Raw genomic sequence first — 12,339 nt, forward strand, 5'->3', positions numbered from 1 at the left:
AACCGAAAACATTTCATATTCATAGACGGCCAGCATTGATGTGATGCTTGAGCCACTGTGCACTCTGTTCACGAGGGTGCTTGCGCTCACCCCTTAAAGTTTACCTTCGAAAAATCTGGGATTGGATCACCTAATCCTCCCTATCCAACGCTTGCCCAATGCTCTGGAAAAGCTCGCATTGGTTATGCTGCATCTGAGCCATGTGGCTCCGCCTCCCCAATCGATAATGAGGGCTCCAGATAGGCTTCGCCCCCCACAGGCGTGCGGCCTCAGTCAGACATCCAGTGGCTAGATCGGCCTAACACTATCCAATCCCAATGCCCGATTAATGAACGACCGATCAACCGCACCTAAGTTACTCCAGGCACTGGTATTGGATCGCAGATAATCGGCTAGGCCGTCGACATCTGCCTCCTCAGGAAAATCCATAATCAATGCCATTCGGTGCAAGGTTTGAATGGGAATCCCCATTTCCTCAAGCGCGTTCACCCCAGTGGGTAAATGCAGGTTTTCGAATATCATCCGCAGATGGCTGTAGTCGATCTTGCCGCGAACCATGCGCTTGGCGGCATGGATCCGTACCACATCTTCCAGCAAGCCCAAGACCTTCGGAAGGGTATAACCGAACACGTTGGTAATCAGCTTAAGGTCGTTGTTGATCATGAATGAAAGGGTATTTTTGTTGCCCTCGTTCCGGATCCTCTGCTTCGAATACTCGATCTGACCTTTGAGATAGTCTGAGTAACTCTGAGCATTGAAATAAGAAACCAGCTTCGCGATCATCACATCCGTTGGCTTGGTGGGCACGCCATTGCGAGAAAACGTTTGAGGAACCAACCTCACAATCACCTGAGCAAACGTCTTCAAAAAATCCGGCGCAGGCGTCCAGTGGAAGGTCAACGTGGCAAAATCTTCGGGCGTGAGCATCTCAACAAAGCTGTACAGCGTTTCAAACTGCTCCATCCGGAAGTAGGAGTGTTTTTTCACAAGATCAATTGATACGCGGTCTTGCTTGAACGCTTCGTCAAACCGGTCTTGAGAATGCTCAGACAGATGGTCTGGCTGAGCACTGGCTAGCAAATTGATCGGGGTGTCATCGCCCTGAACACCCAACGGGATGTCCACCTCAAGATTGAGGTTGTCTTCCGGAATAGCCTCTAGGCAGAACACCTTTCCTACAAAGTGAACCCCCATACGGCCAGCTCGCCCCTTGATGTTGCCGTGGGTAAACTTATCAATCCCGCGAGTCCCATCACGGTTGTCATAAATCACCACATTCTTCGCAACCGTGTTGACGCCCTCAATGATGGTTGAGGTACAAATCAGGAATCTGATTTTCCTGGCGTTGAACAGGTCGGCTGTGTACTGCTGTAGTGCCCTGGGCAATCCACCGAAGTGGAGCCCTATCCCATTTCTCAGAGCGACGGTGTAATCCCATTCCGAATCGAATTCGCGCGCGACCCATTCGAGGTGAGGGCTTTGAGCAACCTGCCCATAGCCTAGGCGTATCAGTTCTCGTGCGACAACCCCTGCAACTGCAGACGACTTGCAGTAGATAATGGTTGCACCCTCACATTGCTCAAGAATGGAGGGGAGAGCCTTGAGCTTGCCCTTTTTGTCATCAGCGGCTACCCCCAGTGTCTGCACGTCAAGTGCCACTGTATTGAAGTCAGTCGAGATGAAGGTGTGTGGATAACCGAGTTCGGTGAGCCCTCTCACGCTATTAACGAACGGGCCGCTCAGATAGAACTGTTTGGACACCTTGAGGAGCTTGCTCAAGGCGATATTGAGCTCAACAACACGCTCATCCGTGAAGTCGATCCCGCCGCTCTTCAGTTCTCGGAACGCAAGTTTGTAGAACTCATCAATGACAAAAAAATCGATCGCCTCAATGTCTTGGCGCTCGTTGACCCTCTCCTGAGTAAGGACGTAAACGGCGCGTTCCGATCGACACTCTTGGGAGCTGTGATGGATGATCTGATACGAGTCCCCGAATCGGCGCTGGAGTCTTCTTCGGGTCTCGTCAGCCAACGCGACCGTGGGTACAACTAGAACAACTCTTTTCACCTCGCCAAGGCCCAGTAGGGAGTCAACAAGCGCGCTCTTACCCATGCTGGTGGGAGCGCTGAGCACCACACTGCGGCCAGCCTTGAGAAGATCAAATATCTGAAACTGCATCGAATGGAATACAAAATCGTCAGAGAACGGTGTCCTGTAAAGGCTGAGCGCTACAAGATCGCCGGGGGTCAGATCCGAAAAGCCAGACTTCAAATACGGATACAGACCGGACTTTCTCACCATGCCCTTCAGGATAGCGGAGTGATCGGCGAATTTTTCCCGAGCGTCTAGGGCTCGGACTATCAACTCCCTACCTAGATCCATGGAGACCGGGTTCGAGAGTAATTTGTTGATCGCTGTCAGGTACTGGAACGCTGAAAAGCCGTCGTGACCCAAACTGCTTTTTGCCATCTCGTAATCGACGGTCATACAGCCTCCCTGACTTTTTCCTCAACCATTCTGGTCAACCTATCGAGACTAGGTGCAGGAAAAACAAATACGTCGATTTGCAGTTCAGCGAAGGGCGACTCATCTTGTAGGTCGGCTATGAACTGCTCAAACAGTCGAGTGGTTTCCTGATGCAAATCGTCTTCATGCCCTGGCGTTTCCGGATCGGTCAGCAGAGACGAGTCGTATCCGATGAACAGCATGAACCTGAAGCGCTGCAGGTGCGCATCGAACGACCGGCTTCCGTCCAGAATGTCGTTGATGTCATGCCGTAGCAGATAGTCATCGTCCTTGATGTCAAGGATCTTTCCTCGGGCAGAGTCAAAGCAGTCTTCAATTTCTTGGTAAAGCCTGTCACGTATCTCCGGCAACCTGAGTGCTATGTCGCTGGCCGTCACGAGCTCGCTGAATCCAACCCATAACTCATCACCGTCAGTTTCGCGGCGAACAATATGAACATTCTCTAGAATTTTGACGACGTTGAGCCCGTCGATGTAGAGCGCGCATGGAATCGGCTGGCTGTCATGCATCTTTCGGACGGTGGCGTGGAGCAGAACACGGCCCAGGAATGCATTGACGTCTTCCAATGACTTGGACACCGCAGCCCTGAGCCTTTGTTGCATCTCCACATGGCCCAGTTTATCGATGTCCGCCAGCTCCTTAGGTCGCAAAAATACCTCATCCAACCAATTGCAGACATTTTCAACGATGTGCCGGTAACGGTACCTCTTCAAGGTGTATTGCTGATGCAAAACTCGCCAATGGCGCTTTTGGCATGAGGACGCTAGGGGCGTGCGGAACGGCACCAAGATGTGCGGGAGCGCACGCTTGACGTAGACTTTTCGGCCTAACCGCTTTTGATCTTCGTCTACGCGGGCGTTGAACCAGGAAATCAGATCAGCACGCAGGTAAGACTTATTGTCAGCAGTATGGATTCGACGCGACTGAGCGCCTTTCCGGGTAACGGTATCAAGGATACGACACCAGATATCCTCGGCCTCAGCCTCTGAGCTCAGAACTTGCCCACGGAGCTCCAGAGATGCTTGACGAATGTTTTTGATTCCCATCAGCTCGATTTCCCTCAAGCTGTGGAATACCTTCCATTGGGCGGCGTCGATCCAGCCGCCTAAATCCAGACCGCTTGGGGCTTCGTAGGTACCAATTTTTGAGACGAGGTATGTGATCAGGACGTCCCGACCTGGCTTACCTGCACGATCCTCCCTACGGATCGTTAGGTACTCCAAGGTCTTGTTGACCTTCTCTTCCGTTACGATCTGGAATTTCTGGAGAAATCCAGGCTCGGGCTTACATTGCATGGATTTGTGCAGAATCGAGCTTTCAGGGATCGCCTTCTTTCCCTCTCCCTTCGAGTTCACGACGATATGCGATCTATCCCATCGTGTCTTCGCGGTACTTTTGACCTGGATGAACTCAATGGCATCGTCCGAGACGATATCAATGTCATCGGTAACCTCGCAGCGGACACTGCGCATGGTCTTGTCACGCAGCATTCTGGTGACATGATAAGCCGCAACACAATCTTGAAAGATGAAGCCGTGCTTGGCGGCAACACCGCCAGAGTCGTTAGGTTCCACATCGACGTCCATGACATTTTGAGCATGGAATCTAGGGGAATAACTCAAACCCGTCTATAGCATTGGTGGCGATTTGCCCATTACGGAGTGATAGAGCCGTCTTGCCGTTAACAAGCCAGCCCCTTGATCGCATACCCGACGAACCCGCTCCTAGACTTCCAATCCAGGAACAGTTGCCGTGACGTGCGGATGGGAGCATGGCCGCGTCCGCGCATCGGCAGGTAGCGATCAACTAGCGGGCATAGCGGCCTCAAAACGGGATATCGGGGTCAGCCTCCGGGTGGCTAACACCTGCCGGGGCAACTGAAGGAGCCGTTGCTTCTAACTGAGCCAGCCCCCCAGCTTGGATGGTAGCTAGAACGGGAACCAGGATTGGCTTTGCCTTAACTGCACCGACGTTACCTATCAGGTCTTCGTTGTCTTCCTCATAACTGGCTGACAACTCATCTGCAGGCTCGTCCGGATCGAGATCAACATAATCTTCGCCCATCATCATCCGGTAGTGAGCATCGTGATTAGCGGCTTTGAAGATCTTGAAGAAGATTCGCATGTAGCTTGCCGCCATTCCGTCACCAATAGCCACAAACAGCTCGTCTGGGGAGTAGTGCGAGCCATCATTGACCCAACTGATCAGCGACTGACATTGCACCTTTTCCAGCCCCTCAAATTTCCCAACCAAATGGTACGTGTCTACCCCACCAAGGATTTTGAAGTAATTCTCCAGAATCCTGCGCATCGTGTTTTGCAGCGTTAGCGCAGGCATCGGTTTTTTCTTCAATTCAGCCCATAACAACTGATACGACGTTCTGATTGGATTGCTGGCATGAAACTCGACGGAGGAGTAATCGCCTGGCTTGCGGACGATCCAGAAAGTCTCATCTCCGAGGGACGCGTCGGCCTTGCGCCGCTGGTCATAGGTGATTTCTTTATGGAAATGGACGTTGTGGGTCAGTACAAAAATCTGCTTGAGGTGGCTATCCTTTTTCCTGACCTCCGCAAATAGCTCTTTGATCAAGCTACTCACGATAAACAGCACATCGCTATCGAGACTAGACACAGGATCATCGATAACAACGATGCGGTCGCTGGTTATGCCTGAGGTCGTGACACTCCCCCTCAGCAGGTGATAGAAGTACAAGAAGGTGACAAACGTTTTCTCACCCTCGCTGAGAGTTTGCTTGGCATCTTTGCCATCGCTGCGGATAAGCCGGTAAGAATTGCCGACACAGGCTGGATCAAGTGAAAAGCTCCGAAATCCAAAATTTTTGAGTATCTTGTTGATAGCAATGACCGTCGGCTTGACGCTTGTCAATTCAGTTTCAATCTGGTCGATCTCTACCTGTACTGCTGTAATACTTTCATCTGCTTTGGTTCGACTCGCTGCGATACCCTCGATACCCTTCACTAACCTGGACTTATCAGTAGCGTAGTCGGTCAGCGTGGATTTCAACTCGACATCAATCAGGTATCTCCAAACATCTCCTGTGAGTTTGCTCTGTTCAGCAGTGAAACTAGAGACAAGACGATTGTGCTCGGTCACTTTTATATTAGCAGCGTCAATGATCCCCGCGATACCTAGCTGAACATCCCCAAGGCCTTGAAGGTCAATCTCAGTGCTAGGACTTGAGACCTTTTTGTCTACGCGATCTTTGTTTACTAAAACGATTGCTTCAAGAGTCTGGATTTCTAGACTGATTTTGTCTTTATCCAAATGAGCAAACTCTGTGGCCAGTAGGTTTCGTGCGCCATTCAAAATTTCATCTGCGGCTTGAAAATAGTTTGCGCGCAGATTAGAAACGGCTCTTGAATCAGCCTCAAAAGTTTCATCAAAGTAGTCTGCTAGATCTTGTTCGAAATCGTGAGAAATGTTTTGCTGGCAAAAGGGGCACTTATCGTCTGTATGTTCAAGAAACTTCATACCTTGTCGAACCCAGTCGCTATTACCCAGCCGTTGGATAATCGCGGAGATACTGACATCCTCCTTCCCAATCACTTTCTTGGCTAAGACCGGGCTCGTTTCGAAAGCAATTAAACGCGACAAATCCAGATTCGGAACAGATGGCATTTTAGTAGGTTGATCACCATACAATACTTGAGCCCGCTCCTGAAGATTAGCTAGATCGACCAAGGATGAAGAGTTGCTAGCATGTTCCTGTAACATTCTAGCCTTGAACGCCTCCCTATTATTCCTCAAGCCAGTGAAAGCACCTTTGAAATGTTCATCATGCTTCGTCTTTTGTTCCCAGCACCGAGCGACCAGTTTTGCTTCCAAAGAGTTAAGTTCAGAATTTTTCCCGGACTTACCATCTTCGCCGTCAAGGATGATAGTTGACTTGGTTTTACTTTGTTCGTGGAGTTTTCTTTTGTCCTTGAGATCTTTGAGCCGATCGAGCTGGGCTTGCTCGGCTTTACCCAGCGTGAACACGCCCTGAAGTTCTTTGGAATCCATAAAATTAGAGGTAATGAAATCGTTGTTGTATACCATCGCAGGTATAGCGTTATTTCTAAGCCAAGTGATGCTGGAATTTGCAGAAATACTGGGCTTTTCGATGAGGCGACTGATCGTGGTTTTGCCCGCACCATTGGCGCCGTAGAAAAAATTTATAGCCTTGAGATTGGCGATTTTTTCGGGCTGGGTGGGGCTGTATGTGGCGATGCTGGAAAGGCTAATCGACTCGATCATGTCGGGGCGTCCGTGCAAGCAGGGGCGCCTGGCTGGCCTCTGCTTAATGAGATTTAGGAGTTCAAGGCGATGGTGATTTTGGCTTGGCCAAAACCAATCCAGTGATAGCGCTTGCTCTTTCAAGCGTAGACGGTTTGGAGATTTGCTCCAATTAGAATTCTGATGGCAGGGAGAGCGTCATTGGCTAGGGGCCGCGCACTTGAGCTTCGGTGAACATTGACGGCTTTGGAGAGAGGAAACCTAGTGGGAGAAGATGTGAGAACCAGGAGGGGCAAACTCACCAAGCCCATTGCACTGTTGCCGGATCGATTCAATTACAAATCCCTAAAGAACCTGACACGGTCAGGCCATTCGATTTTCGAGGTCATTGATCAACAACCGCAATAGCCGCTGCGGCAGCACTCACATCCGATTTGCAGGCCTCAATCTCATCCCGCGCGGGGGGCAATGAGAGCCTTGGCACCGGCGATAGGGAATCTTCTGTTTCTCCGAACTCATTCATCCAGAGCGCTGGACTTTCGGAAAGATGCGCAGCGGAGAGCTTCTGAGAAGACGTATGGGGTGTTGCAGGCGGAATCGCCAAGTCAAGCTCGGCACTGATAGCACTTCGGGACGGTCTCAAGGCAAGCAGAGCGCGTGAGAAACTGACAACCGGGCAGAAGCGATAGCAGCTGATTTCGTTCAACGTAATGCCGCTAAGGATGCAACTGGCTGAGGCATGCTCATTTCGCGCTAGAAGAGTGCAACAGGATGCAGTCGTGAGCAACAGGCTGGATTGCACGCTCGCAAAATGCATGTGGCTGGTGCTGCAGACTGGGTCTTGGAGCTTAGCGACCCAAGGTCAGCAGGCATAAAAAAAGGGCTTAGATCTCTCTAAGCCCTTGATTTGCAAGACGTTAATCTTGGAATTCGTGGTGGAAGGCCGGGGATTCGAACCCCGGGTGCAATCTCTCACACGCTGGTTTTCAAGACCAGAGCTTTAAACCACTCAGCCAACCTTCCATATTTTTACGATCAATCACAACGTGCGTGCCAGGATGCAACCAGGATCGCCCTTAGATAAGAACTCAGGGACCTGTTACAGTCGGCAGTTTTCAAGACTGCTGCCTTAAACCACTCGGCCACACCTCCATTGCGTTGCGGGCGCCATAATACCGTAATGAAACAAGCTGTCAAACTCTGTGACTCGCGCGCCCTCGCCGCTCTGTTATGATCTTTGCAACTTGAGATTTCAAACCGCTCATTTCACATCAGGAGTAGCGCCATGCGCGAACAGGATTACGCAGTCAACAACCGCGTGCAGGTCGAGCAGCTAGAGGTTAGCCGCGTCCTGCGCAACACATACGGCCTTTTGGCCCTCACCCTCGCTTTCAGCGGCCTCATGGCATTCGTCGCACAGCAGATGCATGTGCGTTACCCGAACGTCTTCGTGGTGCTGATCGGTTTTTACGGTCTGTTCTTCCTCACCAACAAGCTGCGCGATTCCGCGTGGGGCCTGGTGTCGGCGTTCGCACTGACCGGCTTCATGGGCTTCATCCTCGGCCCGATCCTCAACCGCTACCTGGGGATGCAGGGCGGCGCTGAGATCGTTTCCTCGGCGTTCGCGATGACCGCACTGGTGTTCGGTGGTCTGTCGGCCTACGTGCTGATCACCCGCAAGGACATGAGCTTCCTGGGCGGCTTCATCACCGCAGGTTTCTTCGTGCTGCTGGCGGCGGTGCTGGCGAGCATGTTCTTCCAGATCAGCGGCCTGCAACTGGCGATCAGCGCGGGCTTCGTGCTGTTCTCCTCGGTGTGCATCCTGTTCCAGACCAGCGCCATCATCCACGGCGGCGAGCGCAACTACATCATGGCCACCATCAGCCTGTATGTATCGATCTACAACCTGTTCATCAGCCTGTTGCAGATCTTCGGCATCATGGGCAGCAGCAAAGACTGATTCACAGCCAGCCTCAACAAAAAGCCCGCTTCGGCGGGCTTTTTGCTGTCTCGCGTTCGTGAATTCTTTATCATTGCACCATTACCTCTTGTAGCCCGCTCACCGAGTTGCCCATGAAGTTCGCCATCGCCCTTTACTCTCCTGCCCACGCGCCTTCCTCGCGCCGAGCGCTGCTGTTCGCCCAGGCTGCGCTGGCGGGTGGGCATGAAATCGTGCGGCTGTTCTTTTATCAGGATGGCGTGCACAGCGCGTCATCGAACGTGGTGACGCCTCAGGACGAACTGGATATCCCTGCGCAGTGGCGTGACTTCGTGACCAGCAATCAGCTCGACGGGGTGGTGTGCATCGCAGCGGCCCTGCGCCGCGGCGTGCTGAATAAAGAGGAAGCCGAACGCTATTCACGCCCCGCCGCCAACCTCGCGGCGCCGTGGGATTTGTCCGGCCTTGGGCAACTGCACGACGCGGTGCAAGCCGCCGATCGCTTGATCTGCTTCGGAGGGCCTTGAGATGCCGAAATCTCTGCTGATCATCAGCCGCCAGTCGCCCTGGTCCGGCCCCAGCGCCCGCGAAGCGCTGGACATCGCGCTGGCGGGCGGCGCGTTCGACCTGCCATTGGGCATGCTGTTTCTGGACGACGGCGTTTTGCAGTTGATACCAGCCCAGAGCGCCAGTCAGCTGCAGCAGAAAGACCTCACCGCCAACCTCAAGGCGCTGTCGATGTTTGGCGTGGAAGATCTTTTCGCCTGCGCTACCAGCCTGGCCGAGCGCGGCATGCTATCGACCGAACTGAGCGCGGAGCCTCTGCAGGTCCTGCGCGATCAGGACATCGCCGCGCTCATTGACCGTTACGACCAAGTGATCACGATCTGATGTCGACCTTGCATGTGTTATCTCACTCTCCTTTCGCCGACTCACGCTTGAGCAGTTGCCTGCGCCTGCTGGGCGGCAACGATGCCATTCTGCTGTGCGGCGACGCCACATACGCGCTGACCCCGTCCACGGCGGCTCGACAGATTCTGGATGCGAAAGTCGCAAGCCTTGCGCTATTCGTGCTCGATGAAGACGCCAAGGCTCGCAACCTGACCTTGCCCGACTGGGTAAAACGCGTCGACTACCCTGAGTTCGTCGCCCTGTCTGTGCAGTACGACAAGGTCAATACCTGGTTATGAAACAACTCATCGTCGACGGGCGCACCATCGCGCTGGACAAGGACGGCTACCTTGAAGACCTGCACGACTGGTCAAACGAAGTGGCTGAAGCCCTGGCCCTGGAAGAAGATATCGCCCTGACGCCCGAGCACTGGGAAATTCTCGAGCTGCTGCGCGCCTTCTACGCAGAATTTCAGCTGTCTCCGGCCACCCGCCCGCTGGTGAAGTACACCGCCTTGAAACTGGGTGTGGACAAAGGCAACAGCCTGCACCTGAATCGTCTGTTCAACGGCACTCCCGCCAAACTTGCCGCCAAGCTGGCGGGCCTGCCAAAGCCGACCAATTGCTTATGACCGAATTCGCCCCCCTCGTCACCGAAACGCCTGCCGAGCATCCGTTCGCCCCATTCGTGCGCATTCTTGGCAAGGGCAAGCGTGGCGCGCGCAACATGACCCGCGAAGAAGCCCGCGAAGCCATGGGCATGGTGCTCGACGAAAAAGTCGAAGACACCCAGCTTGGTGCTTTCCTGATGCTGCTGCGGCACAAGGAGGAAAGCCCGGAGGAGTTGGCGGGTTTCACCGAGGCCGTGCGCGAACGTCTTAACGCCCCGCCACTGGCCGTCGACATCGACTGGCCGACCTACGCCGGGAAAAAGCGCCATCTCCCGTGGTACTTGCTGGCCGCTAAATGCCTGGCGCAGAACGGCGTGAAGGTATTGATGCACGGCGGCGGCGCACACACAGCGGGCCGTCTTTACAGCGAACAACTACTGAACTTGCTGGGTATTCCGCTCTGCCGCAACTGGCAGGCGGTGGACGATGCGCTGGAACGAAACAACATCGCTTTTATCCCGCTGGGCGACTGGGCCCCACAGTTGCAACGCATGATCGACCTGCGCAACACGCTGGGCCTGCGCTCGCCGATTCACTCCCTGGCGCGCATTCTCAACCCGCTGAATGCGCGTTGCGGCTTGCAGAGCATCTTTCATCCCGGCTACCAGGCCGTGCATCGCGACGCCAGCAGCCTGCTGGGCGATCACGCGATCGTCATCAAGGGCGACGGCGGCGAAGTCGAAATCAATCCGGACACCATCAGCCATCTTTACGGCACCACCGACGGTCAGCCGTGGGATGAAGAATGGCCGGCGCTGTCGGATCGACGTCACGTCAAACCTGCCACCCTCGACCCACAACAGCTCGTCAGCATCTGGAAAGGCGAAGTCGAAGACAGCTACCCGCAACTGGCCCTGATTTCGACCATGGCACTGGCACTCAGAGGGCTCGGCATGCCGCGCGCTGAAGCCTTCGCACGGGCTGAAGAGTACTGGGCAAACCGAGACCCATCGATTTAACCGATCATTCTCCCCGACTCTTTGCGCTATTCGTTCGAACGATTGTCTTTAGACTGATCTCCAACGTACATCAGTACACACATTTTGGAGTCAGACATGGGCCTTCTCGTTGAAGGACGCTGGCAAGACCAGTGGTACGAAAGCAGCAAAGACGGGGCGTTTCAGCGCGAACAAGCCAAACGCCGCAACTGGGTCACCGCCGATGGCCGCCCTGGCCCATCGGGCGAAGGCGGCTTCAAAGCCGAGGCCGGTCGCTATCACCTGTATGTATCGCTGGCCTGTCCATGGGCGCATCGCACGCTGATCGTGCGCAAGCTCAAAGGGCTGGAAAGCCTGATCGATGTGTCCGTGGTCAGTTGGTTGATGCGTGAAAACGGCTGGACCTTCGACAAGCAGACCGGCTCTACCGGCGACGCCCTCGACGGCCACACCTTCATGTATCAACGGTATCTGGCCGATACCCCGGACTACACCGGTCGCGTGACGGTGCCGGTGCTGTGGGACAAAAAGCTTAAGCGCATCGTCAGCAACGAGTCGTCGGAGATTATCCGCATGTTCAACTCGGCGTTTGACGATCTGACCGGGAATCGCCTGGACCTGTACCCCGAGGCGTGGCGCCCTGAGATCAATCGGTTGAATGACAGGATTTATCCTGCTGTGAACAATGGCGTGTATCGCGCCGGTTTCGCCACCTCGCAAGGCGCGTATGAGGAAGCATTCGATGAAGTGTTTGCCGAACTCGACGCGCTGGAAAAACTGTTGGGCGAGAAGCGCTATCTGTCAGGCGAATACCTGACCGAAGCAGACGTGCGCCTGTTCACCACGCTGATCCGTTTCGACGCGGTGTACCACGGGCACTTCAAGTGCAACCTGCGCCGCATCGCTGACTATCCGAGCCTGAGCAACTGGCTACGCGAGATGTACCAACTACCGGGTGTCGCCAGCACTGTGGACTTCGTGCACATCAAGCACCACTACTACGCCAGCCACGCGACCATTAACCCGACCGGTGTCGTGCCGAAAGGGCCGGAGCAGGATTTCAGTGGGGCGCATGATCGCGCGCGCCTGAGCGGGAAAGGTATTTTGAACAACGCTTGATCGCCCCCCCGTAGCAGTCC

10 protein-coding genes and 1 tRNA gene are annotated in these 12,339 nt (G+C 54.1%); 7 read left to right on the plus strand and 4 right to left on the minus strand.

Features of this window, described 5'->3' with window-relative positions; genetic code table 11:
* Positions 1-288 precede the first annotated feature (288 nt).
* The 4 genes from BWR59_RS19900 to BWR59_RS19915 form a co-directional block, all read right to left on the minus strand.
* Positions 289-2,487, minus strand: coding sequence for a DEAD/DEAH box helicase (locus tag BWR59_RS19900; protein WP_081567360.1), 2,199 nt, complete (start codon positions 2,485-2,487; stop codon positions 289-291).
* Positions 2,484-4,112, minus strand: a complete 1,629-nt coding sequence (locus tag BWR59_RS19905; protein ID WP_275532561.1) for a dsDNA nuclease domain-containing protein — start codon at positions 4,110-4,112, stop codon at positions 2,484-2,486. The genes BWR59_RS19900 and BWR59_RS19905 overlap by 4 nt, the downstream gene beginning before the upstream one ends.
* 238 nt (positions 4,113-4,350) lie before the next feature.
* Positions 4,351-6,783: an AAA family ATPase gene (locus tag BWR59_RS19910; RefSeq protein WP_081567361.1), complete on the minus strand. Its 2,433-nt coding sequence runs from the start codon at positions 6,781-6,783 to the stop codon at positions 4,351-4,353.
* A 912-nt stretch (positions 6,784-7,695) separates the two neighbouring features.
* A tRNA-Ser gene (locus BWR59_RS19915) sits at positions 7,696-7,785 on the minus strand.
* Between the two features lie 262 nt (positions 7,786-8,047).
* On the opposite strand from BWR59_RS19915, the gene BWR59_RS19920 reads away from it, so the two are divergent.
* From BWR59_RS19920 to BWR59_RS19950, 7 genes are all read left to right on the plus strand, one after another.
* Positions 8,048-8,722 (plus strand): Bax inhibitor-1/YccA family protein, encoded by a 675-nt coding sequence (locus BWR59_RS19920; protein WP_081567362.1) that lies wholly within the window; start codon positions 8,048-8,050, stop codon positions 8,720-8,722.
* A gap of 113 nt (positions 8,723-8,835) precedes the next feature.
* Positions 8,836-9,228, plus strand: a complete 393-nt coding sequence (tusD, locus tag BWR59_RS19925; RefSeq protein WP_081567363.1) for a sulfurtransferase complex subunit TusD — start codon at positions 8,836-8,838, stop codon at positions 9,226-9,228.
* 1 nt (position 9,229) lies between these two features.
* Positions 9,230-9,592 (plus strand): sulfurtransferase complex subunit TusC, encoded by a 363-nt coding sequence (gene tusC, locus BWR59_RS19930; RefSeq protein ID WP_081567364.1) that lies wholly within the window; start codon positions 9,230-9,232, stop codon positions 9,590-9,592.
* Positions 9,592-9,891 (plus strand): sulfurtransferase complex subunit TusB, encoded by a 300-nt coding sequence (tusB, locus tag BWR59_RS19935; protein ID WP_081567365.1) that lies wholly within the window; start codon positions 9,592-9,594, stop codon positions 9,889-9,891. Before tusC ends, tusB begins: the two co-directional genes overlap by 1 nt.
* Positions 9,888-10,223: a TusE/DsrC/DsvC family sulfur relay protein gene (locus BWR59_RS19940; RefSeq protein ID WP_081567366.1), complete on the plus strand. Its 336-nt coding sequence runs from the start codon at positions 9,888-9,890 to the stop codon at positions 10,221-10,223. The genes tusB and BWR59_RS19940 overlap by 4 nt, the downstream gene beginning before the upstream one ends.
* The gene (locus BWR59_RS19945) at positions 10,220-11,221 is read left to right on the plus strand and encodes a glycosyl transferase family protein (RefSeq protein WP_081567367.1); all 1,002 of its coding nucleotides are present in this window, start codon (positions 10,220-10,222) and stop codon (positions 11,219-11,221) included. Before BWR59_RS19940 ends, BWR59_RS19945 begins: the two co-directional genes overlap by 4 nt.
* Before the next feature lie 96 nt (positions 11,222-11,317).
* On the plus strand, positions 11,318-12,319 hold the full coding sequence (locus BWR59_RS19950) for a glutathione S-transferase family protein (protein ID WP_081567368.1): 1,002 nt from the start codon (positions 11,318-11,320) through the stop codon (positions 12,317-12,319).
* Positions 12,320-12,339: the final 20 nt, after the last annotated feature.

The sequence above is a fragment of the Pseudomonas sp. Bc-h genome (assembly GCF_002080045.1).
GTDB lineage: Bacteria > Pseudomonadota > Gammaproteobacteria > Pseudomonadales > Pseudomonadaceae > Aquipseudomonas.